This window comes from Pseudomonas sp. PA1(2017) (assembly GCF_001945375.1).
Taxonomy (GTDB): Bacteria; Pseudomonadota; Gammaproteobacteria; order Pseudomonadales; family Pseudomonadaceae; genus Aquipseudomonas.
In genome coordinates this window covers 688,229-714,821 of sequence record NZ_MSXU01000001.1, presented here as the reverse complement: position 1 = coordinate 714,821, position 26,593 = coordinate 688,229, and the positions used below count along the sequence as shown (strand labels likewise).

Sequence of the window (26,593 nt, the reverse complement as noted above, 5' to 3'; positions counted from 1 at the left end):
GAGGCCGTTCAGCCGGGGTGGGCGACGCCTGAAAGGTGACTCACCAATTGGCGGGCGTGGGACGGCAGGCTCTGCCAGTCTCTGATGCACAGGCGCAATTCGCGGCTGGCCCAGCTATCGGCGATGTCGACCAGGGTCAGCGGCAGTTCCTGGGCCAGCCGTGAGGCGGCGGCCTCGGGCAACATGGCCAGGCCTGCACCTTGGGCGACCAACTGAGCGATGGCATCGAAGCTCGGCGCCCGAACTCGCACCCGCAGGGCGATACCGGCAGCGATGGCCTTGTCCTCGATGAAGCGCTGCATCGCGCGTTCAGCCGGCAGGCCGATGTAGGGAAAGCCCAGCGCTTCCACCAGTTTGGCCTGTCGCCGACCAGCCAGGGCATGGCCTTGAGGCACCAGCAGCACCAGGCGGTCGTCGCGAAACGGCAATGACAGTAAGCCGCCAGTTGGTTGGTTGCCGTCGTAGACGCCCAGATCGAATTCACCGGCCTGCACGCCGCGCAGGATGGAGCGGCTGGTGCCTTCGGTCAGTTGCAGATCCACTTCCGGGTAATCGGCCAGGAAGGGACCGAGCGCCGCTGGCAGGAAGGTGCTGTTGGCCACCGTCGAGGCGCACAGCTTGAGCACCACCCGCTGCTGACCGGACAATGCCTGCAGGTTGTCGTCAAGCCGCTGGGTTTCGTTGAGGATGCGCCGGCAGGCTTCGAGCACCAGGCGCCCTGCCGGGGTCGGCGTCATGCCGTTGGCATGGCGGGCGAACAGGCTGACCTGGCAGCGCTCCTCGAACTGCCGTAGCCGAGTGCTGGCCGCCGACACCGCTACCGGAAAAGTAGCCGCGGCCTTGCTGAGGCTGCCGGTCGAGGCGATGGCGACGAGTAGTCGCACATCCACGAGATCGAAATGCACCGAGGGTTCTCCAAAACAGAAGGCAGTCTTACGGAAATACCGATTCTTGGCTGGCGCCATTCGGATCAGAATAACTGTTCCCTGCACCGGATACCGATCGTCATGAGCCCTTCCTCGTTTTTTCAGCGCTGCGCCAGTAACGGCAGCCTGTTCGCCATCCTTTCCGCTGCCGGTTTCAGCATGAAGGCGATCTTCGTCAAGCTGGCCTATGCCGCCGCCCCCGTGGAGGCGATTACCCTGCTGGCGATGCGCATGACCCTCGCCCTGCCGTTGTTCCTGTGGCTGGTCTGGTTGAGCCGCGGCGGCACTGGCGGTCGCTTCTCGCCCGGCGACGGCGCCCGTGTCGTGGTGCTGGCGCTGTTTGGCTATTACCTGTCGAGCCTGTTCGATTTCTACGGGCTGCAATACATCACCGCGGGGTTGGAGCGCTTGATCCTGTTCACCTACCCAACCCTGGTGCTGGTGTTCCAGATGATCGCCTTCCGCGAACGCCCCAGCCGTCGCACGTTGCTGGCGATGGCAGTCTGCTATCTCGGCTTGGGGGTGGCGCTGATACACGACATCGGGGCCACCGATATGGGCAGCCAGGTGATCATCGGCTCGCTCTGGGTATTCGCCAGCGCCGTGACTTACGCGTTGTACTACCTGGGCACCGGGGTGATGGTGAAACGTCTGGGCTCGATGCGCCTGGCCGGCCTGGCCGGCAGTGCGTCGTCGCTGATGGTGCTGGCACATTTCGCCGCTACCGAACCGGCCGGCAGCCTGCTCGCGCAACCGGCCCAGGTATGGCTCTGCGCGGTGCTGATGGCGCTGATTTCCACCGTGTTACCGGTGTACTGGATGGCCCTGGCGATCCAGCGCATCGGCACCACCCACACCGCCGCCGTCGGCAACCTCGGCCCGGTGCTGACCATTTTTGCCGCCTGGGCGCTGCTCGGCGAAGCCATCTCGCCGTACCAGATGGCCGGGCTGGCGCTGGTGATGTTCGGTATCTGGCAGCTCAAGCCGCGCGCGGCGAAGAAGGCCGTGGTTGCCGAGGTTGCGGGGAGCAAGCCGAGTTCGGTGAGTTGAGCGGCTGCAGCAAGGCAGAAGCGGCCGTTCGTATAACGCGTAGGAAGGGCTTTAGCCCCGAGCTTTTTAAGTTTCATACGCCGTGCGTAAGCTGTGGCTTGTTAGCATTATCGCGTTGCTCATACGTCCGGTTCCGCTCTGACGAGCGGGTTTCTTTTGGCATCGCCCCAAAAGAAACCAAAAGGTCTAGCCCCGACATGCGGCCCCAGCTTCGCTGGGGTTCCCTCACTCCATCATTGCTCCGAGGGCACGCCGCGAAGGGCCATCCCTGGCCCATCGCGGCTCTCGCGGCATCCATGCGGCTCAACCCTCTCCACAACGATTCCGCTCGGCCTCCTGAAGGGGCGATTGGTGTCGCCTGCAAATTTTGTGGCATGAGGAGCACCAAAAAGCAAAGCAGCCGAACGGCCGCTCCCGCCACTTAGCGCTACAACGCGCTAGCGGATGAAATGCACCTTGCCGGTATCGTCGCTGCCCATGTAGATGCCGTAGATGCCCGCCTCGCGCTCGGCGATGTAGCGTTCCAGGATCTGCCGGATGGCCGGGTAGTAGATCTGCTCCCAGGGGATGTCCTCGGGGGCGAAGAAGCGGCGGGCCGAGGTTTCGCTGCCGAAGTAGCCGGTGTCGTGCAGCAGACGGGCGCGGAAGATCAGGTACACCTCGCTGATCGAGGGCACGCTGAACACCGAATAGGGGCAGGTGATTTCCGCCACCACGCCGGCTTCCTCGCGCACTTCGCGCAGGGCGGCCTCTTCGGTGGTCTCGCCGTTTTCCATGAAGCCGGCCGGCAGCGTCCAGGTGCCGATGCGCGGGGCGATGGCGCGTTGGCACAGCAGGTAGCGGCCGTCCTGCTCGATGATGCAGCCGGTGATGATCTTCGGGTTTTCGTAGTGGATGTGCCCGCAGCCGGCGCACACCAGGCGGTGGTGGTCGTCGCCTGCCGGGCGACGCCGTTCCAGCGTCGCGCTGCCGCATTGATTACAGAAGCGCGGGCTGGGCATGGTGGTCAGCTTCCGATACGCGGGTCTTTGAGGCCGATGGGCGCGACGATGTCACGGGCCTTGGCACCTTCCTGCTTGGCTTCGAGGTATTCCAGGGCGACTTTGGCCGCGGCGCGCACGTGATCCACCGAGGCTTGGTGGGCGGCGATCGGGTCGCCGCTCTTGATCGCCTCGACCATGCGCTCCATTTCCTGGTTGCTGGTGCTGCGGCGGTTGCTCTGCGACACCGAGGTGGCGCGCAGGTAGCTGATGCGTGCCTGCAACTGGCGCAGCTGGGTGGCCGCCGCCTCGTTGCCGCAGCCTTCAAGCAGCACGTCGTAGAACTCCTGCACCGACTCCAGCACGTCGGGCAGTTCGCCTTTCTCCAGGGTCTGGCGGTTGTTCTCCAGGGCGCGTTCCAGGGCGCGGATGTCCTTGGCGCGGGCACGCAGGGTAAACAGCTGGACGATCATGCCTTCCAGTGCGCAGCGCAGCTCGTAGAGGTCGCAGGCATCTTCCAAGGTGATGATCGCCACGCGCGGGCCCTTGGCGTCGGCAAATTCGACCAGGCCTTCGGATTCCAGGTGGCGCAGCGCCTCGCGTACCGAGGTGCGGCTGACGCCCAGGCGATCGCAGAGGTCGCGCTCCACCAGACGATCGCCGGGCAGCAACTGGAAGTTCATGATGGCGCTGCGCAGCTTGTCCAGAACGATTTCCCGCAGGGTCACGGGATTGCGGTTGACCTTGAAGCTGTCGTCGATCGGCTGGCGTTTCATGGTTAGTGCTCGCGTTATAGGTATGGGCGCACTCATCGCATTGCCTTGGCCGGTTATGCCTCGGGTTGCTGCTGCTCGGCATCCGCTTCGGCGAAGGCTTCGCGGGCGATGCGGAAGCTGTCGACCGCGGCAGGCACGCCACAGTAGATACCGACCTGAAGCAGGATCTCGCGGATCTGCTCACGGCTGAGGCCGTTACGCAGGGCGCCGCGAATGTGCAGCTTCAGTTCGTGCGGGCGATTGAGCGCGGAAATCATGGCCAAGTTTATCATGCTGCGTTCCTGCATCGATAAGCCTTCCCGGCCCCACACGTGTCCCCAGCAGTATTCGGTGACCAGCTCCTGTAGCGGGCGGTTGAAGTCGTCGGCGTTCTCCACCGAGCGCTTCACGTAGGCCTCGCCCAGCACCTGGGTGCGAATCTTCAGGCCCTTTTCGTACTTGTCGTTGTTCATGTCGGTTCTCTCGGTTGGCTGGCGGTGAGGTTTCTGGAAGGCAGAGCAGCTGTAGGGTGGATGACGCTCTTTTCATCCACCGTTGCGACCACGGGGCGGTGGACGGATGAAGCGGCAGCTACGCGCCCCGGCCCACCCTACGAAAGGCCGCGCCCGCCATGTAGTCGCCTGACCCTACAGCCCACCCATCAGGGTGTATTTGATTTCCAGGTAATCGTCGATGCCGTAGTGCGAACCCTCACGGCCCAGGCCGGAGGACTTGATGCCGCCGAAGGGCGCCACTTCCGTGGAGATCAGCCCTTCGTTGATGCCGACCATGCCATATTCCAGCGCCTCGCTCATCCGCCAGGCGCGACCCAGGTCGCGGGTATAGCAGTAGGCGGCCAGGCCGAATTCGGTGTCGTTGGCCATGCTGATCGCCTGGGCCTCGTCGCTGAAGCGGAACACCGCGGCCAGCGGGCCGAAGGTTTCGTCGCGGGCGACCTTCATCTCGATGGTCACCTCACTCAGTACGGTGGGCTGGTAGAAGCCGTGGCCGAGGGCGTGGCGCTCGCCGCCGCAGACCAGCCGGGCGCCTTTGCCCAGGGCATCGGCGACGTGATCGGCGACCTTGTCCACAGCCCGGTTGTTGATCAGCGGGCCTTGCTGGGCGCCATCGGTAAAGCCATCGGCGACTTTCAGCTCGCGTACGCGCTCGGCCAGGCGGGCGACGAAGGCATCGTGGATGCCGTCCTGTACCAGGAAGCGGTTCACGCACACGCAGGTCTGCCCGGCATTGCGGTACTTGGCGACCATGGCACCGTCGACGGCGCGCTCCAGGTCGGCGTCATCGAAGACGATGAACGGCGCGTTGCCACCCAGTTCCAGAGAGACCTTTTTCAAGGTGCTGGCGCACTGCTGCATCAGCAGCTTGCCGATCGGCGTGGAGCCGGTGAACGACAGCTTGCGCACGTCGGCACTGGCGCACAGTTCGTTGCCGATGGCCACCGCATCACCGGTGATCACGTTGAGCAGGCCGGCGGGCAGCCCGGCTTCTTCGGCCAGGGCGGCCAGCGCCAGGGCCGAGAACGGCGTTTCCGGCGCCGGCTTGACGATGCACGGGCAGCCGGCGGCCAGGGCCGGGCCGACCTTGCGGGTGATCATCGCCGCCGGGAAATTCCACGGCGTGATCGCGGCGACCACGCCGATCGGCTCCTTGGTCACCACGATGCGCGCATCGGGCTTGTGGCTGGGAATGGTGTCACCGTATATGCGCTTGGCTTCCTCGGCGAACCACTCGATGAAGCTGGCGGCGTAGAGAATCTCGCCACGGGCCTCGGCCAACGGCTTGCCCTGCTCGAGGGTGAGAATCTCGGCCAGCGCGTCGGCGTTTTCCAGCATCAGGGCGTGCCAGCGCTTGAGGATGGCGCTGCGTTCCTTGGCGGTGCGTGCCCGCCAGGCTGGCCAGGCGGCGTTGGCGGCGACGATGGCACGGCGGGTTTCGGCGCTGCCCATGTCGGGTACCCGGCCGATCTCTTCGCCATTGGCGGGGTTGAAGATGGCTTGGGTGTTGCCTTGATCGGCGGCCAGCCACTGGCCGTCGAGGTAGGCGTGCTGGCGGAACAGGCGCGAGGCTTCGGGCGTCATGGCGGCTCCAGAATAAAACAGGCCGTGCTCGAGGGTGAGTGAGCACGGCCAAAGAAAGGATGTGCAGCGTGTTGGCCATCAGCCTGTGGCAGGCCGATGGTCAGCAGCTCAGGCAAATGCCGGCAGGGCGCCGAGCTTGCCGCGGTGGTAGATCATCGGCACCGGGGCGTCCTCGGGCAGGATCAGGTTCTTCACCGCACCGACCATGATCGCGTGGTCGCCACCGTCATACTCGCGCCACAGCTCACACTCGATGATCGCTGCGGCGTTGTTCAGCAGCGGGTTGCCCAGCTCGCTGAGCGTCCACTCGATACCGGCGGCCTTGTCCTTGCCTTTGCCGGCGAAGGCGTAGGCTTCCTTCTGCTGCTCGGCGGACAGCAGGTGGATGGCGAAACGCTTGCTGTCGCGTAGCACCGGGTAGGAATCGGAGGCGTAGTTGGGGCAGAACAGTACCAGCGCCGGGTCGATGGACAGCGCGCTGAAGGCGCTGGCGGTGATGCCGACGATGCCGCCATCGGGGCCCTGGGTGGTGACGATGGTCACGCCCGAAGGGAAGGCGGCCATGACGGATTTGTAGAGTCCGGGTTCGATCATTTTGCTTTTCCTCGATGCGCTCAGCGCATCACGAACGGGTCGGGCATTGGCGCTTGCGACAGGTTGATCCACACCGTTTTCAGCTCGGTGTAGGCCAGCACCGAATCGATGCCGCTTTCACGGCCGTAGCCGCTGTTCTTGAAACCGCCGATCGGTGCCATGGCCGATACGGCGCGGTAGGTGTTGACCCAGATGATGCCCGAGCGCACGCCTTTGGCCATGCGATGGGCGCGACCCAGGTCGCGGGTCCAGATGCCGGCGGCAAGGCCGAACTGCGAGTCGTTGGCCATGGCCAGGGCGTCGGCTTCGTCCTTGAAACGAATCACCGAGGCGACCGGGCCGAAGACCTCTTCCTGCATGATGGTCATCGAGTGGCTGTCGCATTCGAACAGGGTCGGCTCGTAGTACCAGCCTTCACCGTCGACCTGCGGACGTTTACCACCCAGGCGCAGTTTCGCACCTTCGGCCACGGCTGTGGCGACCAGGCCTTCGACCACCGCCAGTTGCTGGGCGGTGGCCATGGGGCCCATTTCGCTGGCGTCGTCCTGGGGGTTGCCAATGCGGATGCGCTTGGCGCGCTCGACCAGGCGCTCGACGAATTCGTCGTAGATGCTGTCCTGCACCAGCAGGCGCGAGCCGGCCACGCAGCTCTGCCCGGAGGCGGCGTAGATGCCGGCGACCACGCCGTTGATGGCGCTGTCCAGGTCGGCATCGGCGAAGATGATGTTCGGCGACTTGCCGCCCAGCTCCAGCGACAGCTTGGCGAAGTTCTCGGCACTGGCGCGCACCACGTGGCGGGCAGTGGCGGCACCGCCGGTGAAGGCGATCTTGCGCACCAGCGGGTGGCTGGTCAGCGCCGCGCCGGTGGTCGGCCCGTAGCCGGTGACCACGTTGACCACCCCGGCCGGGAAGCCGGCTTCGAGGGCCAGGCGGGCCAGTTCGAGAATGGTCGCCGAGGCATGTTCCGAGGGCTTGAGCACGATGGTGTTGCCGGCGGCCAGGGCCGGGGCGAGCTTGATCGCGGTCAGGTACAGCGGGCTGTTCCAGGGGATGATCCCGGCTACCACGCCAATCGGTTCGTGGGTGGTGTAGGCGAACATGTCCGGTTTATCGAGGGGCAGGGTGCCGCCTTCGAGCTTGTCGGCCAGGCCCGCGGTGTAGTGGAAGAACTCCGGCAGGTAGCCGACCTGGCCGCGGGTTTCGCGGATCAGCTTGCCGTTGTCGCGGCTTTCCAGCTGGGCCAGGGCTTCCTTGTTTTCGGCGATCAGGTCACCGAGGCGGCGCAGCAGCTTGCCTCGGGCGGTGGCACTGAGGCCACGCCAGGCCGGGTTTTCGAAGGCTGCCTGAGCGGCCTGCACGGCGCGCTCGACGTCTTCGCCGGCGGCGTCGGGCAGTACGGCCCAGGCCTGGGCGCGGGCCGGGTCGAGGCTCTCGAAGGTCTTGCCCGATTGCGCGTCGACCCACTGGCCGTCAATGCACATCTGATAGCGTGTGAGTGTCATGCGACGATCCCCTTGGCGATGTCTTGCAACTGGCAGGCTTCTTCGAGGAATTCCAGCAGCATCTGGTTGACCAGGCGCGGCGATTCCACCGGCATCATATGCCGTTGCTCGGCCAGCACCACGGCGCGCGCGCCGGGAATGCACTGCGCCAGCTGTTCGGCCATCTGCGGCGTGGAGCCCGGGTCGAGCTCGCCGGTGGCGATCAGCGTCGGTACCTGGATCTCGGCCAGGTCGTCGGCGCGGTACATGTCCTGGGTGGCGAACAGCGTGTAGGTGGTCAGGTAACCCTGGGCATCGTTGCCCGCTAGGGTCTGGCGAATGGCGGCGATCTGCGCCGGGTTGGCGGCCTGGTACTCACGGCTGAACCAACGCGATAGCGCCGCTTCGGCGTTGGCATCCGGGCCATGTTCGGCGGCCTGGGCGGTGCGCGCGGTGACGCCGGCGCGCTGCTCCGGGCTGCGGTTGAACACGCTGTTGAGCACCACCAGGGCGCCGATGCGCTGCGGATGGTGCAGCGCGAAGGCTCGAGCTACCAGGCCGCCCATCGAGAAGCCGATCACCATGGCCTGCGGCAGGCCGAGGTGGTCGAGCAGTTCACGCAACTGGTCGGCGTAACCGGCCAGGTCGGTGTCTACCGACGGGCGCGGGCTGTCGCCGTGGCCGAGCATGTCGTAGACGATGACCTGGAAATGCTGTGCCAGGCCAACGACCTGGCCGCCCCACATGTCTTTGTTCAGGCCCACGCCGTGGATCAGTACCACGGGTTGGCCCTGGCCGATCACCCGGTAACTGGTGCCGGCGGGGGTACGTTCAGCGAGGTGCCGAATCATGGCCTGCTCCCGATTACTGCGCCTTCTCGGCTGCCAGTTCTTCCAGATCGATGTAGCGGTTGCCGATGCGCGGATGCAGGCGACCACCGTCAGCGGCGCCCAGCACCACGACGATCTCGTCGGCGCGCGGGGCGTCTTCGATCTGCATCTCCAGGGTGATGTAGTGCGAGCGCAGGCCTTCGTCGTCCTTGTGCATCATCGGGATCTGGATCGAGGTGCCCGGGCCGCCACGCTTGTTGGTGAACGACAGGTAGCTCTTGGCCTTTACCGCCTCGCGGTAGTGGTTGCCGAAGCGCAGGGTGTGGATGACGGCTGAGGCATGCTCGATTTCACCGTCGGCACCGACCACGGCGGCCTTGCCGTAGGCTTCGATCTTCTCGGCGCCGCCGATGGCAGCGGTCAGGCGCGCGACCATCAGCTCACCGAGGGCGGAGCAATTGGCCTTGATCTGCGGCTTGAGGTCTTCGACGAAGCCATTGCCAACCCACGGGTTCTTGATCACGACGGCCAGGCCGACCATGGTGACCGGCTTGTCGGTTGCCTTGCCACCTTCGATCAGGGTTTCCTCTGTGTAGCTGACGATCTTGCGAATCTCGAAACTCATGGCAGCTCCTCGGCTGGTTGGTGTTGAGTATTATGGTATACCAGAATACACAATATGCAAGCATTGCCGAATCCCAGGCGTGACGGTGCCTTGGCGGTAGTCGGAGAGCGCGCCAGTGGTGCTGAAAAGATGATTTGGAGTCGCCGCAATGGGGCGCTGGCGCTGCCGGAGCGCAGCACGCTATCGAGGTGCGATCGCCAAAAGGCGGGGTGAAAGGCTCAGCCTTCCCTGGCGCTGAGGATGCCCGCGACCAGTGCAGGCTTGCAGTTGATGAACGCCGAGCCCTTCAGCCAGCGCTTGTCGGGGTAGTACGAAAACATGAATTGGCCGCCCTTGAGGCTGTCCACCACCATGCGTGCAACTTCCGGGCGCACCGCCGGGCAGCCCTGGCTACGGCCGATGCGGCCCTGGGTCTTGATCCAGGCCGGGTTCACGTAGTCGGCGGGGTGGATGACGATGGCGCGCTGGCGTGCCAGGTCGTTGAAGCCGGGTTCCAGGCCGTCCATGCGCAGTGAGTAGCCGTGCTTGCCGGTGTAGCTTTCGCTGGTGCGAAACAGGCCGATGCTCGATTGATGGCTGCCTTCACGGTTGGAGAAGCGCGTGGCGAAGTTGTCGCCGGATTGCTGGCCGTGGGCGACCAGGTCGTGCAGCAGCAAGCGCTTCTTGGTGAGGTCGAAGATCCACAGGCGGCGATCACTGGAGGGTTTGGAGAAGTCGATCACGGCCAGGCGTTGGGCAGGTACGGCACCATTGTTGATGGCGCAGCGCATCGCGTCGAGGGCGTGATTGAGGACCTGGCGATCGAGCGCTGGTGCTTGTGCGGACAGCCCCTCGAGCAGCGGATCCGGCGCCAGGGTGGCGGCGATTACGGACGGAACGGGCAACGCCAGGCAAATAAAGGCTAAGCAAATGCGCTGAATCGTGGTCATCATTTCAAGTCTCTGAGCTTTGGCCTTCGATGGGGCGCGCCTTCGCCAGGCGATACGGGCACAACAAAGCTCGGAATTCTAGCAGCCGAGTTCCCTTTTCCCGCGGACGATTCCGACGGGCTGTCATTCACTCTGTCGTAAATTGGAGCGGTGCCTTGTTTTCTCCCTCTTCAACCGCTGCCTGGGCGCTGGCCCTGACGGCACCCCTGGCGCTGGCCGATACCCCGCCGCCCAGCCCGTTGCAGGAGCAGCTCGCCGAGCCCGGTCTGAGCTGCGTAACGCCCGTGCTTGAGCTCTCCGCCAAGGATCGTGAATGGGTGGAGCCGTTCTATCTGCTGCGCGGCTCGCAAGCAGCCTGGAACAAGGAAAACCTGGCCGTACTGTTCGCCCAGTTGGAGGCCTTGGCCGACGATGGCCTGGAGCCGCGCGCCTACCATCTGGAGCCACTGCGCGAACTGGCGGCGGTCAGCGATCCGTCGCCGCGCCTCGAAGCCTGTGTCGACGTGCTCGCCACCACGGCATATCTGCAGGCCCTGCGGGATCTGACCTACGGGCGCCTAGAGCAGGCCAAGGTCGAGCCCTTGTGGGAGCCCGAGAGCATGGCGGTGCAGCAGAGCCAGGCGCCGCTGCTGGCCATCGCCCAGGCGGGGCTGGCCGACCCGGCACAGGCTTTCGCCCAGGCGCGACCGGATTTTGGCCCCTACCAGCAATTGCGTCAGCGCTACGCCGAGTTGCGTCGCGAGCAATTACCGCAGTGGCTGGCGATTCCCGGTGGCACTCTACTCAAGCCGGGCGCCGTGGATGGCCGGGTGCCCTTGCTGGAGCAACGGCTGCAGCTGCACGGTGATCTGTCCCAGGGCGCGCCGGCCCTGGTCGCCGAGGAAACGTCGGTGTACTCCACGGCGTTGGTCGAGGCGGTCAAGGCCTTCCAACGCAACCATCTGCTCAAGCCCGATGGCGTGGTCGGCCCCGGCACCCTGGCCGAGCTGAACCGTTCCGCCAGCGAGCGTATGGACCAGATCCGCATCAACCTGGAGCGCCTGCGCTGGCTGTCCCACGAGATCGAGCCGACCAGCGTGCTGATCGACGTGGCGGGCGCCGAGGTGATGTTCCTGCGTGACCACGCCGTCACCTGGCAGGCGCGCACCCAGGTCGGTCGCCCGGCGCGGCCGACGCCGCTGCTGCGCTCGCGCATCACTCACCTGACGCTCAACCCGACCTGGACCATTCCGCCGACCATCCTGAAGGAAGACAAGCTACCCGAGTTGCGCCGTGACGCGGCCGGCTACCTGGCCGCCAACCACATGCAGGTGATCGACTACGAAGGCAATCCGGTAGACCCGCGTGGCGTCGACTGGGAGCGCCCCGGCCGGGTGATGGTGCGCCAGTCGGCGGGTGCACACAGCCCGCTGGGCAAGGTGGCGATTCGCTTCCCCAATCCGTTTTCGGTGTACCTGCACGACACGCCGAGCCAGCGCCTGTTCGACAACCTGCCGCGGCTGTTCAGTTCGGGCTGCGTGCGCATCGAGCGGGTTACCGAACTGGTCGATCAGTTGCTCGCTGGCGCCTCGCCAGCCGAGCGCGCGCGCATCGTCAAACAGTGGGACAGCGGCCGCACCTTGCGCGCCGACCTGCCGCAACCGGTGCCAATCCTGATGGCCTACTGGACGGCCCAGGTCGGCGCGGACGGGCAGGTGCAGTTCCGCCCGGATATCTACGGCCACGACGCGCGTCTGCTGAAGGCGCTGGAGGCGTCGAACCGGATTTGAAGTCGGAGCGGCAGGATTTGTGGGCGTGCGCCGGACCCGCGATTTTTCGCGCGCATGGCGCGCTCCCGCGGGGTCGCGGGCGATCGTCAAATTCGTAGGAGCCCCGACCCGGGGAGACGCGATCGTGGCCATCCCGCAAAAGCGGCGTCGTGAGTGCTATTCGCCGCGAGGTCGCGGCCCACAGGATCGGGAGAAGTCATTACACCCGTAGGAGCCCCGACCCGGAGAGGACGCGATCGTGGCCATCCCGCAAAAGCGGCGTCGTGAGTGCCATTCGCCGTGAGGTCACGGCTCCCGCACAAGATAGAGCGCTGTCTGGCGGGGCCGCCAACTCACCGCCGCCCAGGCAAATGCTCGAACAAGCTCCGACACACGCCGGTGATGTGCTGCTCGAGCAGCGCTGCCGCGTGTTCCACGTCCCCGGCCTGGCAGGCGGCGATGATCTCGCGGTGCTCCTGGTCGGCGCGATCCTTGCCCTCGGAAAGGCTCATCTGCAGCCGCAGGTAGCGCTCCAGCTTGTCGTGGATCGAGCGGATCAGGTTGACCAGATAGGGCCGCTGCGCCGGCTCGTAAAGACAGGCGTGCAGCGCCCAGTTGAGTGCAGCCCAGTGGCCGACGTCGTGCTCGCCGATGAACGCTTCGCAGATGCGCTCGGCCTCGGCGAAGGTCGCGTCGCTCATGTTGGGGATCGCCAGGCGCAGCGCCTTGTCCTCGAGCAGGATGCGCACCTCGAACATCTGCGCCAGCTCCGCCTCGGCGATCCGCGTGACCATCGCCCCGCGGTTGCGCTGGAACACCACCAGCCCCTCGGCCTCCAGACGCTTGAGCGCTTCGCGCACGGGAATCTTGCTGACGTTGAACAGCCGGGCGATCTCGTCCTGGCGGATCGGCTCGTCCTCGGCGAAGCGGCCGGCAACGATGGCGTCGCGCAGGTGCCGGGTGATCACCTCCGACGCGGGCGGCACGATACCCAGATTGGGCGCATTTTCAGGGGGTAAGGGCAAAATGGCACCTGCCAAACAAGAGCTCTGATCATCATATACGAAAGCCCTACAGCGAATTGCCCACGCCACTGAACTGCTCGGCCAGCGCGCCGATCTGCGTGCGCTGGTTGCGCACGAAGTTGAAGAACGCCTGGGCCACCGGCGACAGGTGCTTGCCGCGCGGGTGCAGCACGCACCAGCTGCGCAGCAGTGGCAGCTCGGCCACCGGCAGCTCGCGCAGCAGGCCCAGCTGCAGCTCGCGGCGCACTGCGTGGCGTGGAATCAGCGCCAGGCCCAGACCGGCCAGTACGCCCTCGCGCTGGCCCTCCATGGAGCCGACCTCCTGGATCTGCGCGAAGTGGGATCGCTTCTGGTGGCAGTACTCCTCGCAGGCGCGGCGTGTACCCGAGCCCGGCTCGCGTACCAGCAGCGGCCAGTCGCAGAGGTCCTGTAATTGCAGGGTCTCGGCCTGGCTCAGCGGATGGTCCGGGGGCGCCACGGCGATGATCGGGTTGTTGAGAAAGGGCAGAAATTCCAGGGCCATGTCCGATGGCACCTGGGACATGATCAACAGGTCGTCGCGGTTGGCGCTCAACCGCCTCACCGCCTGGGTGTGGTTGACCACCGTGAGCTGCAGGCTGACTTCTGGGTGTTCGCGGCGAAAAGCGGCGAAAAGGTGGGGAACGAAGTACTTCGCGCTGGATTCGATTGCCAGGCTCAGTTGCCCTTGCAGCGAGCCCTTGAGATCGGCGAGCTGCATGTCGAGGCTCTCCAGGCGCCCGAAGATGTCCTCGCTGGCCCGCTGCAGCGCTTCGGCAGCTTCGGTCAGGTAGAGCTTCTTGCCCACGTAGTCGAACAGAGGCTGGCCGAGCAGCTCTTCGAGCTGGCGAATCTGCAGGCTCACGGCCGGCTGAGTGAGGGCCATTTCTTCGGCAGCGCGGCTGTAGGAGCAGTGATCGCACACCGAGCGAAATACCTGAAGCTGCCGAAAGGTCATGCGTAACAATGACTTGCGAATTTTATTCACCACTCGGGTGGTTTCTTGTTCGCAGAGCATAAGTTTTTACTTATGCAGAACCCAACAAATATTGATTTTAGTTAATTGTTACAGCGGCGTAGGGTTTGACCAAAGACCGGTCTGGAATCATTCGGTCATATATCGACCCTTCAAGGGTTGCCTGTTCACGTGATCGAGGATGTTGGCTCGTGATCAAGAAAATCCTGATCGCCAACCGTGGCGAGATTGCGGTGCGCATCGTGCGGGCCTGCGCCGAAATGAACATTCGTTCGGTGGCCATCTATTCGGATGCCGACCGTCAGGCGCTGCACGTCAAACGTGCCGACGAGGCCTACGGTATCGGTGACGATCCGCTGGCCGGCTACCTCAACCCGCGCAAGCTGGTGAACCTGGCCGTGGAAACCGGCTGTGATGCGTTGCACCCCGGCTATGGCTTTCTTTCCGAGAATGCCGAGCTGGCGGAAATCTGCGCCGAGCGCGGCATCAAGTTCATCGGCCCGAGCGCCGAGGTCATCCGCCGCATGGGCGACAAGACCGAAGCGCGACGCAGCATGATCAAGGCCGGTGTGCCGGTGACGCCGGGTACCGAAGGCAACGTCGCGGATATCGCCGAGGCGCTGCGCGAAGGCGACCGCATCGGCTACCCGGTCATGCTCAAAGCCACCTCCGGCGGTGGCGGCCGCGGCATTCGCCGCTGCAACAGCCGCGAGGAGCTGGAACAGGCATTCCCGCGGGTAATCTCCGAGGCCACCAAGGCCTTCGGCAGTGCGGAAGTGTTCCTGGAAAAATGCATCGTCAACCCCAAGCACATCGAGGCGCAGATCCTCGCCGACGGCTTCGGCAATACCGTGCACCTGTACGAGCGTGACTGCTCGATCCAGCGGCGTAACCAGAAGCTCATCGAGATCGCCCCCAGCCCGCAGCTCACCCCGGAGCAGCGCGCCTACATCGGCGACCTCGCCGTGCGCGCCGCACAGGCGGTGGGCTACGAGAACGCCGGCACCGTGGAGTTCCTGCTCGCCGAGGGCGAGGTGTACTTCATGGAGATGAATACCCGGGTGCAGGTGGAGCACACCATCACCGAGGAAATCACCGGCATCGATATCGTTCGCGAGCAGATCCGCATCGCCTCGGGCCTGGCGCTGTCGATCAAGCAGGAAGACATCCAGTACCGCGGCTTCGCGCTGCAATTCCGCATCAACGCCGAGGATCCGCGTAACAACTTCCTGCCCTCGTTCGGCAAGATCACCCGTTACTACGCCCCCGGCGGCCCCGGTGTGCGCACCGATACGGCGATCTACACCGGCTACACCATTCCGCCGTACTACGACTCCATGTGCCTGAAGCTGATCGTCTGGGCGCTGACCTGGGAAGAAGCCCTGGCCCGCGGCTCCCGGGCGCTGGACGACATGCGCGTGCAGGGCGTGAAGACCACCGCCACCTACTATCAGCAGATTCTCGCCAACGACGAATTCCGCAGTGGGCGCTTCAACACCAGCTTCGTCGACAACCACCCCGAGCTCTTGAACTACTCGATCAAACGCAAGCCGGGCGAACTGGCCCTGGCCATCGCCGCCGCCATCGCCGCCCATGCCGGCCTGTGAGGAACGCACCATGACAAGAAAGATCACGGTTACCGACACCATCCTGCGTGACGCCCACCAGTCCCTGCTGGCCACCCGCATGCGCACCGAAGACATGCTGCCGATCTGCGACAAGCTCGACAAGGTCGGCTACTGGTCGCTGGAAGTCTGGGGCGGCGCGACCTTCGATGCCTGCGTGCGCTTCCTCAAGGAAGACCCGTGGGAGCGCCTGCGCCAACTGCGCGCGGCGCTGCCCAACACCCGGCTGCAGATGCTCCTGCGTGGCCAGAACCTGCTCGGCTACCGTCACTACAGCGACGACGTGGTGCGTGCCTTCGTCGCCAAGGCGGCGGAAAGCGGCATCGACGTATTCCGCATCTTCGACGCCATGAACGACGTGCGTAACCTGCAGGTGGCCATCGAGGCGGTGAAGGCCAGCGGCAAGCACGCCCAGGGCACCATCGCCTACACCACCAGCCCCGTGCACACCGTCGCGGCCTTCGTCGCACAGGGTAAAGCCATGCAGGCCATGGGTATCGACTCCATCGCCATCAAGGACATGGCCGGCCTGCTCACGCCCTATGCCACCGCCGATCTGGTCAAGGCGCTGAAGGCGGAGATCGACCTGCCGGTATTCATCCACAGTCACGACACCGCGGGCCTGGGCTCGATGTGCCAGCTCAAGGCCGTCGAAGCGGGCGCCGACCACATCGACACGGCCATCTCCAGCTTCGCCTGGGGCACCAGCCACCCGGGCACCGAGTCGATGGTCGCCGCACTCAAGGGCAGCGAATATGACACCGGCCTAGATCTGTCGCTGATCCAGGAAATCGGCATGTACTTCCACGCCGTGCGCAAGAAGTACCACCAGTTCGAAAGCGAATTCACCGCCGTGGACACCCGCGTGCAGGTCAACCAGGTGCCGGGCGGGATGATTTCCAACCTCGCCAACCAGCTCAAGGAGCAGGGCGCGCTGAACCGCATGAACGAAGTGCTGGCGGAGATCCCGCGGGTGCGCGAGGACCTCGGCTTCCCGCCGCTGGTCACGCCGACCTCGCAGATCGTCGGCACCCAGGCGTTCTTCAACGTGCTGGCCGGCGAGCGCTACAAGACCATCACCAACGAAGTGAAGCTCTACCTGCAGGGCGGCTACGGCCAGGCACCGGGCAAGGTCAACGAGCAGCTGCGCAAGCAGGCCATCGGTAATGAAGAGGTGATCGACGTGCGCCCGGCCGACCTGCTCAAGCCGGAAATGGACAAGCTGCGCGGGCAGATCGGCGAGCTGGCCAAGAGCGAGGAAGACGTGCTGACCTTCGCCATGTTCCCGGACATCGGCCGCAAGTTCCTCGAAGAGCGCGAGGCTGGCACCCTGCAGCCCGAAGCCCTGCTGCCGATTCCCGATGGCAGCGGCGTGGCGGCGGCCGGCGGTGCGGGCGTGCCGACCGAGTTCATCATCGACGTGCACGGCGAAAGCTACCGCGTGGACATCACCGGCGTCGGCGTGAAGGGCGAGGGCAAGCGCCACTTCTACCTGTCCATCGACGGCATGCCCGAGGAAGTGGTGTTCGAGGCGCTCAACGACTACGTCGCCGGCGGTACCGGCAGCAAACGCCGCAGCGCCAGCGCACCGGGTGACGTGAGCACCAGCATGCCCGGCAACATCGTCGACGTGCTGGTCAAGGAAGGCGACACCGTCAAGGCTGGCCAGGCCGTGCTGATCACCGAAGCGATGAAGATGGAAACCGAAGTGCAGGCGCCAATCGCCGGCACCGTGAAAGCCGTGCACGTGGCCAAGGGCGACCGCGTCAACCCGGGCGAAGTGCTGATCGAAGTCGAAGCCTGATTACCACCGATTAACCTCTGGGGCCGCAAGGCCCTTTTTTTATCTGTCGGCCTCGATATCGTGGGAGTGGGTGGGGAGGCCGAATCTTCTCTAGCCAGTGGGAGCGGGTGGGGACGCCTAGTCCATGCCCGCTAAGTTTTCGGGCGCATGGCGCCCTCCCACAAAGTCGAAGCAGAAAAGATAGAGGAGGGTTCGGTACGCCGTGATCCGGCCAGTCCATTCATCCCGCCGATTGCACGTTCTGACTACGCCGCTGATGGCATAACCTTTTCAGCATTCGATCTAAGCAGCGGCACACCGGGTTACCCGGGACAGGCTAGAATAGCCGACCATTTCAATTGGTCATGCGAAGGTCTATATGAATCTTTCCGTTCCCGCTGCGGCACCGGTCAACCGTCCGGGTACGCCGCTGGTGGCCGTGGCGCTGCTGCTGGCCGGCGCGCTGGCCCTCACCTTCGCGGTCAGCGGGCGTCAGGCGTTGTTGTTCATCGTCGGTGGTGCGCTGGGCCTGGTGCTCTATCACGCGGCGTTCGGCTTCACGTCGGCCTGGCGCGTGCTGCTCAACGAGCGCCGTGGCGCAGGCCTGCGTGCGCAGATGGTGATGCTGGCCATCGCCGTGCTGCTGTTCTTCCCGGCGCTGTCGGCAGGTACCTTGTTCGGTACACCGGTCAAGGGGCTGGTGGCGCCAGCGGGTACCTCGGTGATCGTCGGCGCCTTCATCTTCGGCATCGGCATGCAGCTGGGCGGCGGTTGCGCATCCGGCACGCTGTTCACCGTGGGCGGCGGCAACGCGCGGATGCTGGTGACCCTGCTGTTCTTCATCATCGGCGGCGTGGTCGCTACCCATCACCTGGAGTGGTGGTCGGCACTGCCGAGCCTGCCGCCGACGTCCATCGTCACCAGCCTGGGCCTGGTGCCGGCGCTGGTCGTCAGCCTGGCGCTGTTCGCCGCCATCGCGGCATTGAGCGCGCGCCTGGAGTTGCGCCGTCACGGCAGCCTGGAGCGAGCGGCGCCGAGCGAGCATCAGGGCTGGCAGCGTTTCCTGCGTGGCCCCTGGCCGCTGATCTGGGGCGCGGTGCTGCTGGCGCTGCTCAACTTCGCCACCCTGGCGCTGGCCGGGCGCCCCTGGGGTATCACCTCGGCGTTCGCGCTGTGGGGCGCCAAGGTGTTGCAGGGCGGCGGCGTCGAGGTATCGTCCTGGGCGTTCTGGCAGCAGCCGGCCAATGCCCAGGCGCTGGCTGCGCCGCTGTGGGAAGACATCACCACGGTGATGGACATCGGCATCGTCATCGGTGCGCTGCTGGCTGCAGGCCTGGCCGGGCGCTTTGCGCCGAACCTGAACATCCCGTTGCGTTCGCTGGTGGCAGCGGTGATCGGCGGCCTCCTGCTCGGTTACGGCTCGCGCCTGGCCTATGGCTGCAACATCGGCGCCTACTTCAGTGGCATCGCTTCCGGCAGCCTGCACGGCTGGTTGTGGCTAGTGGCGGCGTTCGTCGGTAACGGCGTGGGCGTGCGCCTGCGGCCTTTCTTCTTCCCGGGCGAGCGCCGCGAGGCGAAGCTGACGGGATGCTGACAGCCCGCCCTGCGAGGCCGGCCGCGCTGCTCATTGGCGTGCTGCTGGCCTTTGCCTTGGGTGGTTGCCAGTCGCCGCAAGAGCGGCTTGGCGAGCTTGCCGACCAGCACCAGCAGCGCTTGCAAACGCTCGACAGTCAATCTTTCCCGTTATTGCTCGGCGCACCGGTCCAGGCGCCGGCAGCGGTGCGTATGCGCGTTTATCTGGAAGGCGACGGTCAGGCCTGGGTGACGCCGTCGCAGCCCAGCCTCGACCCCTCGCCGCGCGATCTGCTGGTGGCGCGCCTGGCGTTCTCCGACCCGACGCCCAGCCTGTACCTGGCGCGGCCCTGCCAGTTCGTCACTGCGCCGGGGTGCGCCACGAGCCTGTGGACAAGTCGGCGCTTCGGCAGTGACGTGCTGGGCAGCCTCGACGGCGCGCTCGATCTGATCAAGGCGCGCTACGGCAACCAGACGTTCGAACTGGTCGGCTATTCCGGCGGCGCCGCGCTGGCCCTGCTGCTGGCCGCGCGACGCGATGACGTCACCAGCGTGCAGACCCTCGCCGGCAACCTCAGCCCACGCTACTGGGTACAGCTGCGGCAGCTAAGCCCCCTTGAGGGTTCGCTGGAGCCGCTGGATTACCGCGAGCGGCTGCGCGCCGTTACCCAGCGGCACCTGGCCGGCGACGCGGATAGCGTGGTGCCGGCTGGCGTACTGCATCACTATCTGGATGGCCTCGGTGAAGCGCGCTGCGTGCAAACCGTCAGCCTGGCGCAGGTATCCCACCACACGGGCTGGGAGCAGGCCTGGGCGACCTGGCGTTCACAGCCGATAGCGTGCAACGACTGATTGTCTGGTTAGTGGCGCCGGGGCGCGCCGATCACCTGTGCGAATCCCTTTGCGCAACTGAATTGCCTGTTTTTTCCGGCCCTTTCGCGGCGAAGTTGTTATAGCCTTGCCGACCTGGCAACAATCGCCGCCGTTGCAATCGATTGATTCGCCTAAACATTTTGTTACGCCCTTGGGGCTGTGACAGACCATCCGACGTTGCACGGACGCATCTGCGTTCACTCGCTCGGCACCCCGGCTCCACCCGCCAGGGCGCCTTCCTGCCGGCCACGAGCCGCACTGGACAGAACAACAAGGACACCCGCCATGGATCTATTTCTCGCTGTGCTCACGGCCATCAGCAGTTTCATCTGGGGGCCGTTTCTGCTCATCCCCCTGTTGTTGCTGACCGGTCTGTACCTGACCATCCGCCTGCGTGGCATCCAGTTTCGCGTGCTCGGCCATGCCTTCTGGCTGGCCTTCGTCAAGCGCAAGGAAAAGGGCGACGTACCCGGTGACGTTTCCCACTACCAGGCCCTGGCCACCGCACTGGCGGCGACCATCGGCGTCGGCAACATCGCCGGGGTGGCCACGGCCATCGGCATCGGCGGCCCCGGCGCGTTGTTCTGGATGTGGATGACCGGCCTGGTCGGTATGGCCACCAAGTACTCGGAAGCCCTGCTGGGCGTGAAGTACCGAGTCACCGATGCCAAGGGCGAGCAAAGTGGCGGGCCGATGTATTACCTGACCCGAGGCGTGGGCGGCACTCTGGGCAAGACCCTGGGCATCGCCTTCGCGATCTTCGGTGCGATCGCTTCGTTCGGCATCGGCAACATGGTGCAGGCCAATACCGCCGCCCATCAGTTGCAGGACACCTGGGGCATTTCGCCAACGCTCAGCGGCCTGGTGCTGGCCATCGGCACCGCGGTGGTGATCATCGGCGGCATCAAGAGCATCGGCCGTTTCGCCGCCGGCGTGGTGCCGGTGATGATCGTGCTGTACATCATCAGCAACGTCGCCGTGCTGGTGGTGTTCGCCGATCGCCTGCCGGATGCCATCGCTCTGGTGTTCACCGATGCCTTCAGCGGTAGCGCGGCAGCCGGTGGTTTCCTTGGCTCGAGCATCATCCTGGCGGTGCAGATGGGCGTGGCCCGCGGCATCTTCTCCAACGAGTCGGGCCTGGGTACCGGCGCGATCGCGGCGGCTGCGGCGAAGACCGACAAGCCGGTGCGCCAGGCCATGGTGTCGATGACCCAGACCTTTCTCGACACCCTGGTGATGGTCACCTTTACCGCGCTGGCGATCATCGTCACCGGCGCCTGGACCCAGGAAGGCCTGAAAGGCGCGCCGATGACCGCCTGGGCGCTGGAACAGGGCCTGGGCGGCGGCTGGGGCATCTACACGGTGACCATCGGTGTGCTGGTCTATGCCTATACCACCATTCTCGGCTGGTCCTACTACGGCGAGCGCTGCATGGAGCGCCTGATGGGCCGCGTGGCGGTAATGCCGTACCGGCTGATCTTCTCGGCGGTGGTGTTCGTTGGCGCGGTGACCTCGCTGGAAGTGGTGTGGACCTTCTCCGACATCGCCAACGGCCTGATGGCGCTGCCCAACCTGATCGGCCTGTTGCTACTCTCCGGCGTCGTGGTCAAGGAAACCCGCGACTACATGAGCCGCAAGAACTGGAAGACCGAGGACTGACGACCCGTAGGGTGGATCACGCTTCATCGATCCACCGTTGCGCTGGATGTGAAAAACGACGTCCATCCTGCGAGGCTACGAACTCGCCAATGCAAACGCCCCGCTGGTCAGCGGGGCGTTTTCGTTCTGCGGCTCAAGATCACAAGCCGCAGACGCTGCCGTCGCTGCGCGGGTCGGCGGCGCCTTCCAGCAAGCCATCGGGGTGGCGCAGCAGGGCGCCGGCATGGCCCATGGTGTCGCTGAAGGCTTCGTCCAGCACGTCGACGACATGCCCAGCCTGGCGCAACCGCTCGACCAGCTCGGCCGGGAAGCGGCTCTCCAGCTTCAGCGTGGTGCTGACATCGCCCCAGGTGCGGCCCAGCAGCCAGCGCGGCGCACTGACCGCTGCCTGCAGGTCACTGCCCAGGCGGTAGCGGCTGAAGATCGCCGCCTGGGTCTGCGGCTGGCCTTCGCCGCCCATGGTGCCGTAGCTCAGGGTGCGGCCATCGTCGAACAGCGCCAGGGCCGGGTTGAGCGTGTGGAAGGGCTTGCGGCCCGGTTCCAGGGCCTGCAGCGCGGCGGGATCGAGGGAGAAACTGATGCCGCGGTTCTGCCAGGCCACACCGGTGGACGGCAGCACCACGCCGGAGCCGAACTCCCAGTACACGCTCTGGATGAAACTCACCGCGCGGCCTTCGGCATCGATGCAACCCATCCAGATGGTGTCGCCCGGCTGCGCCGGTTGCGGCCAGGCCAGCGCCTGTCGTGGATCGATCCTGTCGGCCAGACGCTGCAGGTTGGCGTCGGCCAGCAGGCTCTGCGGATTTTCCGGCACGCGGCAAGGGTCGGTCACCACGCGGTCGCGAATCAGAAACGCCTGCTTAGTCGATTCGACCAGCCCGTGCACATGGGCGAAACCTTCGGCCTGTTCGATGCCGAGCTTCTCGAAGATGCCAAGGATCAGCAGCGAAGCCAGGCCCTGGGTCGGCGGTGGCATGTTGTACAGGGTGGCATCGCCCAGCCGCACGCTCAGCGGTTCGACGACGCGGGCCCGGTAGCCCTGCAGGTCGGCCAGGCGCAGCGGGCTGCCCAGGCGCTCGAGGTCGGCGGCCATGCGCTCTGCCAGCTCGCCCCGGTAGAAGTCGTCCAGGCCGGCGTCGGCGAGGCGCTGCAGGGTGTCGGCCAGGGCCGGCTGACACAGCAGGTCGCCTTCGTGCGGTGGCTGGCCCTCGCGCAGATAGACCTCGGCAAAGCCCGGCACGTCGTGCAGCTCGGCCAGCTTGGCGCGGGTCAGGTGCGCCTGGCTACGGCTGACCACGATGCCGCGCCGGGCGTGGCCGATGGCATCGGCGAGCAGCTCGGGCAGCGCCCGCTGCGGCTGCCAATGGGCGGTGCGTACCAGGGCCTCGGCCCAGCCGCCGACGGTGCCCGCCACGGTCAGCGCAGCCAGTGGGCCGCGGCTGGGGATCTGCGTGTGGCCGGCGTAGAAATCGCGATCGGCCAGGGCTGCGCTGCTGCCGCAGGCATCGATGGCGATGGGCTGCTTGCCTGGTTCGTGGATCAGCCAGAAACCGTCGCCACCGATGGCATTCATGTGCGGATAGACCACCGCGATGGTGGCCGCCGCTGCGACCATCGCTTCCACGGCGCTGCCGCCAGCCTTGAGCACGTCGCGCCCGGCCTGGGCGGCGAGATGGTGGGGCGCAACGAACAGGCCGCCGGTGGCGTGGGTGCTCTTGAGCATGAGTGAGAGTTCCTTGTTGTAGTTGGGCTGCAGCGATCATAGCGTCCGCAGCCCTTGGAAGATCTACTACCAACCGATAGCGGCAGGCAGCCAGGTAGCCAGTTGTGGGAAACAGAACACCACGGCCACGGCGAGCATCTGCAGGAACACGTAAGGCAGGGCGCCGATATAGATGTCTTTCGTGCTGATCCCTGGTGGCGCCACGCCCTTGAGAAAGAACAGCGCCCAGCCAAAGGGCGGTGTGAGGAACGACATCTGCAGGTTCAGCGCCACCAGGATGCCCAGCCATACCAGGTCGGTATCGTAGGCGATGAACACCGGCAGGAACATCGGCAGGGCGATGTAGGAGATCTCGATCCATTCGAGAAAGAAGCCGAGCACGAACAGCACCGCCATGAGGAACAGAATCGCCCCCAGTTCGCCGCCTGGCAGCATGGTGAACAGATCGTGTACCAGCGCCTCGCCACCGAGGCCGCGGAAGGCCAGGGAGAACGGCTGCGAGCAGAGCAGGATCAGGAAGATCATCGCGCTGATGGTCAGGGTGCCGTGCAGGGTGGCCTTCAGCGTTGGCCAACTCAAGCGACCTGAAAGCGCCGCGATGAGCAACGCGCCGAGTGCGCCCATGGAGGCCGCTTCGGTAGGCGCCGCGACGCCGCCGATGATCGAGCCGAGCACCGCCATCACCAGCAGCAAAGGTGGCAGCACGCTGCGCGCCATGTCCTTGAGCAGTTGCTTGCGGCTGGTCAGGGCACGTTCCTCGGCGGGAATCGCCGGCACCCAGTCCGGGCGCAGCCAGCCGAGCAGTAGCATGTAGGCGACGTAGATCAACGCCAGCACCAGGCTGGGAATGAAGGCCGCAGCGAAGATCGACCCCACCGACTGGCCGAGGATATCGGCCAGCAGGATCAGCACCAGGCTCGGCGGGATGATCTGCCCGAGGGTGCCGGAGGCGCAGATGGTGCCGCAGGCTACGGTCTTGTTGTAGCCGCGACGCAGTAGGGTAGGCAGGGTCAGCAGGCCGATGGTCACCACGGTGGCACCGACGATACCGGTGGAGGCGCCAAGCAGCACGCCGACCAGAATGATCGCCAAGCCCATGCCGCCGTTCAGGCCGCCCATGGCGCGGCCAATCGTATCGAGCATGTCCTCGGCGACCCGGGATTTCTCCAGCATCACCCCCATGAAGGTGAACAAGGGTATCGCCAGCAGCGTGTAGTTGCTGACCACCCCGAACATGCGTGCCGGCAGCAGCGCGAAAAGCATCGGGCCGAAGCCGGCCATGCCGGCGACGAAACCCGAAACGGCCAGGGAAATGGCCACCGGCACACCTGCCATCATCATGGCGAAGAAGCCGAAGACCATGGCGATGGCCAACCATTCGTTGGGGCTCATGCGCGCACCTCCCGTGCGGGTGATGGCTGCAGCAGGGTGCACAGAGCCCGCAGGCTATCGGCTACACCCTGCAGGCCGAACAGGCCGAAGCCCAGCGGCAGGAAGGCCTTGACCAGGAAGCGATAGGGTAGGCCGCCCGGATCGGGTGAGCCTTCGCCCATGTTGTAGGATTGCAGGGTGTACTTGAGTGCCAGGTGAGCGATGTAGAAGCCGATTGCCGCCGTGGCGATGCCGCTGAACAGGTCGACCGCTGCTCTGGTCTTCACGCTGAATTTCTCGTAGAGAAAATCCACCCGCACGTCCTGGCGATGCTTGAGGGTGTAGGCGATGCCGAGCAGGGCGATGGGCGAAATCAGGTACCACTCCAGCTCCTGCAGCGCGACCGGGCTGAAGTCGAACAGGTAGCGCATCAGCACGTCGAACGACACCAGTAGGACCAGCAGCAATACACAGCCGCGTGCCAGCCTTCCCAGTGCCTCGACCAGCCCCTCGATTTGGGTGACGAGTGCCATCATGATTCGCCCATCCCGATTTCCATGAACGCCTTCTCGCCCACGGACGCCCAGGACACGTACTGCTTGCGGAAGGCGAAGAAGTGTTCGTAGATCTTCTTCGTCGCCGGGTCGCTCGCCGCCATGCTCGACAGGGTGTCGCGGGTGACTTCGTGCAGGCGCTTGATGACGTCGTCCGGCAGCGGCCGGGCGATCACGCCCTGGTTGCCCACCAGGTCCTGCATGGCTTCGGCGTTGACCGCATCGCACCACGACCAGCTGTCGACGTTGCAGGCCTGGGCGCAGAACCGCACGATGGCCTGCAGGTCGGCCGGCAGGCTGTCCCAGGCCTGCTGGTTGATGATCAGCTCGGTGACGTTGGTCGGCTCGTGCCAGCCAGTGGTGTAGTAATTCTTGGCCGCCTTGTGCAGGCCCATGCGGCGATCCTGGTAGGGGCCGACGAACTCGGCGGCGTCGATCACGCCCCGCTCCAGGGCTGGGAATATCTCGCCGCCGGGCAGCAGACGCACGGCCACGCCCAGTTCGCTGTAGACCTTGCCGGCTAGCCCTGCGATGCGCATCTTCAAACCTTTCAGGCTGTCGACGTTCTCCAGGGGCTGGCGGAACCAGCCGGTCATCTGCGTGCCGGTGTTGCCCATGGGCATCGGTACCAGGCCATGGGGTGCGTAGAGCTCTTCCCAAAGCTTGAGGCCACCGCCGTTGTACAGCCAGGCGTTCATGCCCTGGGTGTTCATGCCGAACGGCACGGCGGTGAAGAACTGCGCGGCAGGAATCTTGCCGGCCCAGAAGAAGGCGTTGGCGGCGTTCATTTCCACCATGCCGCTGGCCACCGCATCGAAGCCCTCCAGCGCCGGGATCAGCTCGCCGGCTGCGAAGTGCTGGATCTTCAGGCGGCCGCCGGACATTTCCTCGACGCGCTTGCAGAAGTCGGTCGGGCTACCCGGGCCCTGCACGTAGAAGGGTGAGCCCGGTGCATAAGCGTTGGTCATCTTCCAGTTGAAGGTCTTGCCGCTGACGGCAGCACTGGCCACGCCGCTGGCACCCAGTGCCAGGCCTGCGCCGGCTGCAAGGGCGCCGGCGCCGATGAAATTTCGTCGATTGAGGCTCATGGGATTCTCCTTTCACTGTGGCCATTGCGACGGGCGTTTGCCTGCCGGATGTAAAGTCGTTACCGAGAGCCTTCAGCAACAGCCATGCCAGGAGAAAATTATTTTAAGCCTATGATTTTAAATGGATTTAATGATTTTCTCGGTTTGCCTTCCAAAAGCCCGGCGCACACAAAACAAGCGTGGCGCAGGTTCGGGAGGTGACGAAACGGTAACCGCAGCAGGGAGTACTGAACATTTGTCAGGTCACGCCTGCTGTCCGGGTACGTTCCGTCGAGCAGGGCCTTGGTGAGCGTGCGAATGTCATTTGTG

The 26,593-nt window shown here is 65.3% G+C and carries 23 protein-coding genes; 7 read left to right on the top strand and 16 right to left on the bottom strand.

Annotated features, from left to right (window positions below):
- Positions 1–8 precede the first annotated feature (8 nt).
- Positions 9–905 (bottom strand): LysR family transcriptional regulator, encoded by an 897-nt coding sequence (locus tag BVH01_RS03245; RefSeq protein WP_075928938.1) that lies wholly within the window; start codon positions 903–905, stop codon positions 9–11.
- A gap of 102 nt (positions 906–1,007) precedes the next feature.
- On the opposite strand from BVH01_RS03245, the gene BVH01_RS03240 reads away from it, so the two are divergent.
- Positions 1,008–1,976 (top strand): DMT family transporter, encoded by a 969-nt coding sequence (locus tag BVH01_RS03240; RefSeq protein WP_075928937.1) that lies wholly within the window; start codon positions 1,008–1,010, stop codon positions 1,974–1,976.
- Between the two features lie 437 nt (positions 1,977–2,413).
- Here BVH01_RS03240 and BVH01_RS03235 read toward each other — a convergent pair whose 3' ends face one another.
- The 9 genes from BVH01_RS03235 to BVH01_RS03195 all read right to left on the bottom strand — a co-directional run bounded on the left by BVH01_RS03235 (position 2,414) and on the right by BVH01_RS03195 (position 10,272).
- Positions 2,414–2,977, bottom strand: coding sequence for an NUDIX hydrolase (locus tag BVH01_RS03235; RefSeq protein WP_075928936.1), 564 nt, complete (start codon positions 2,975–2,977; stop codon positions 2,414–2,416).
- A gap of 5 nt (positions 2,978–2,982) precedes the next feature.
- On the bottom strand, positions 2,983–3,732 hold the full coding sequence (locus BVH01_RS03230) for a GntR family transcriptional regulator (protein ID WP_075928935.1): 750 nt from the start codon (positions 3,730–3,732) through the stop codon (positions 2,983–2,985).
- Positions 3,733–3,785: 53 nt separating this feature from the next.
- Complete coding sequence (locus BVH01_RS03225; protein ID WP_075928934.1) at positions 3,786–4,184, bottom strand: carboxymuconolactone decarboxylase family protein; 399 nt, start codon at positions 4,182–4,184, stop codon at positions 3,786–3,788.
- 174 nt (positions 4,185–4,358) lie between these two features.
- Complete coding sequence (locus tag BVH01_RS03220; protein WP_075928933.1) at positions 4,359–5,810, bottom strand: NAD-dependent succinate-semialdehyde dehydrogenase; 1,452 nt, start codon at positions 5,808–5,810, stop codon at positions 4,359–4,361.
- A gap of 108 nt (positions 5,811–5,918) precedes the next feature.
- Positions 5,919–6,404 (bottom strand): flavin reductase family protein, encoded by a 486-nt coding sequence (locus BVH01_RS03215; protein WP_075928932.1) that lies wholly within the window; start codon positions 6,402–6,404, stop codon positions 5,919–5,921.
- 20 nt (positions 6,405–6,424) lie between these two features.
- A complete protein-coding gene (locus tag BVH01_RS03210) occupies positions 6,425–7,906 on the bottom strand; it encodes an aldehyde dehydrogenase (protein WP_075928931.1) in 1,482 nt (493 codons plus the stop codon).
- Positions 7,903–8,736, bottom strand: coding sequence for an alpha/beta fold hydrolase (locus BVH01_RS03205; protein WP_075928930.1), 834 nt, complete (start codon positions 8,734–8,736; stop codon positions 7,903–7,905). Before BVH01_RS03205 ends, BVH01_RS03210 begins: the two co-directional genes overlap by 4 nt.
- A 13-nt stretch (positions 8,737–8,749) precedes the next feature.
- Positions 8,750–9,340: an amino acid synthesis family protein gene (locus tag BVH01_RS03200; RefSeq protein ID WP_075928929.1), complete on the bottom strand. Its 591-nt coding sequence runs from the start codon at positions 9,338–9,340 to the stop codon at positions 8,750–8,752.
- A gap of 218 nt (positions 9,341–9,558) precedes the next feature.
- Complete coding sequence (locus tag BVH01_RS03195; protein WP_075928928.1) at positions 9,559–10,272, bottom strand: murein L,D-transpeptidase catalytic domain family protein; 714 nt, start codon at positions 10,270–10,272, stop codon at positions 9,559–9,561.
- Positions 10,273–10,424: 152 nt separating this feature from the next.
- Between BVH01_RS03195 and BVH01_RS03190 the strand changes: the two genes are divergently transcribed.
- Positions 10,425–12,038 carry a murein L,D-transpeptidase gene (locus BVH01_RS03190; protein ID WP_083659414.1) on the top strand — a complete coding sequence of 538 codons (1,614 nt, stop codon included), beginning with the start codon at positions 10,425–10,427 and terminating at the stop codon, positions 12,036–12,038.
- A 332-nt stretch (positions 12,039–12,370) separates the two neighbouring features.
- On the opposite strand, the gene BVH01_RS03185 is transcribed toward BVH01_RS03190, so the two are convergent.
- Complete coding sequence (locus tag BVH01_RS03185) at positions 12,371–13,042, bottom strand: GntR family transcriptional regulator (protein WP_075929137.1); 672 nt, start codon at positions 13,040–13,042, stop codon at positions 12,371–12,373.
- A 46-nt stretch (positions 13,043–13,088) separates the two neighbouring features.
- Complete coding sequence (locus BVH01_RS03180) at positions 13,089–14,039, bottom strand: LysR family transcriptional regulator (protein WP_075929136.1); 951 nt, start codon at positions 14,037–14,039, stop codon at positions 13,089–13,091.
- A gap of 188 nt (positions 14,040–14,227) precedes the next feature.
- On the opposite strand from BVH01_RS03180, the gene BVH01_RS03175 reads away from it, so the two are divergent.
- The 5 genes from BVH01_RS03175 (at position 14,228) to BVH01_RS03155 (ending at position 21,548) form a co-directional block, all read left to right on the top strand.
- The gene (locus BVH01_RS03175; RefSeq protein WP_075928927.1) at positions 14,228–15,643 is read left to right on the top strand and encodes an acetyl-CoA carboxylase biotin carboxylase subunit; all 1,416 of its coding nucleotides are present in this window, start codon (positions 14,228–14,230) and stop codon (positions 15,641–15,643) included.
- 10 nt (positions 15,644–15,653) lie between these two features.
- Complete coding sequence (gene oadA / locus BVH01_RS03170; RefSeq protein WP_075928926.1) at positions 15,654–17,465, top strand: sodium-extruding oxaloacetate decarboxylase subunit alpha; 1,812 nt, start codon at positions 15,654–15,656, stop codon at positions 17,463–17,465.
- 358 nt (positions 17,466–17,823) lie between these two features.
- Positions 17,824–19,038 carry a YeeE/YedE family protein gene (locus tag BVH01_RS03165; protein WP_075928925.1) on the top strand — a complete coding sequence of 405 codons (1,215 nt, stop codon included), beginning with the start codon at positions 17,824–17,826 and terminating at the stop codon, positions 19,036–19,038.
- Positions 19,032–19,868 (top strand): alpha/beta hydrolase, encoded by an 837-nt coding sequence (locus BVH01_RS03160; RefSeq protein ID WP_075928924.1) that lies wholly within the window; start codon positions 19,032–19,034, stop codon positions 19,866–19,868. Before BVH01_RS03165 ends, BVH01_RS03160 begins: the two co-directional genes overlap by 7 nt.
- Positions 19,869–20,174: 306 nt before the next feature.
- The gene (locus BVH01_RS03155; RefSeq protein ID WP_075928923.1) at positions 20,175–21,548 is read left to right on the top strand and encodes a sodium:alanine symporter family protein; all 1,374 of its coding nucleotides are present in this window, start codon (positions 20,175–20,177) and stop codon (positions 21,546–21,548) included.
- Positions 21,549–21,687: 139 nt separating this feature from the next.
- Here BVH01_RS03155 and BVH01_RS03150 read toward each other — a convergent pair whose 3' ends face one another.
- The 4 genes from BVH01_RS03150 to BVH01_RS03135 all read right to left on the bottom strand — a co-directional run bounded on the left by BVH01_RS03150 (position 21,688) and on the right by BVH01_RS03135 (position 26,284).
- Entirely contained in the window at positions 21,688–23,271 is a 1,584-nt protein-coding gene (locus tag BVH01_RS03150; RefSeq protein WP_075928922.1) for a gamma-glutamyltransferase family protein, read from the bottom strand.
- A gap of 66 nt (positions 23,272–23,337) precedes the next feature.
- A complete protein-coding gene (locus BVH01_RS03145; protein ID WP_075928921.1) occupies positions 23,338–24,663 on the bottom strand; it encodes a TRAP transporter large permease subunit in 1,326 nt (441 codons plus the stop codon).
- On the bottom strand, positions 24,660–25,178 hold the full coding sequence (locus BVH01_RS03140; RefSeq protein WP_075928920.1) for a TRAP transporter small permease subunit: 519 nt from the start codon (positions 25,176–25,178) through the stop codon (positions 24,660–24,662). Before BVH01_RS03140 ends, BVH01_RS03145 begins: the two co-directional genes overlap by 4 nt.
- On the bottom strand, positions 25,175–26,284 hold the full coding sequence (locus BVH01_RS03135) for a TRAP transporter substrate-binding protein (protein WP_075928919.1): 1,110 nt from the start codon (positions 26,282–26,284) through the stop codon (positions 25,175–25,177). The genes BVH01_RS03140 and BVH01_RS03135 overlap by 4 nt, the downstream gene beginning before the upstream one ends.
- Between the last annotated feature and the right edge of the window lie 309 nt (positions 26,285–26,593).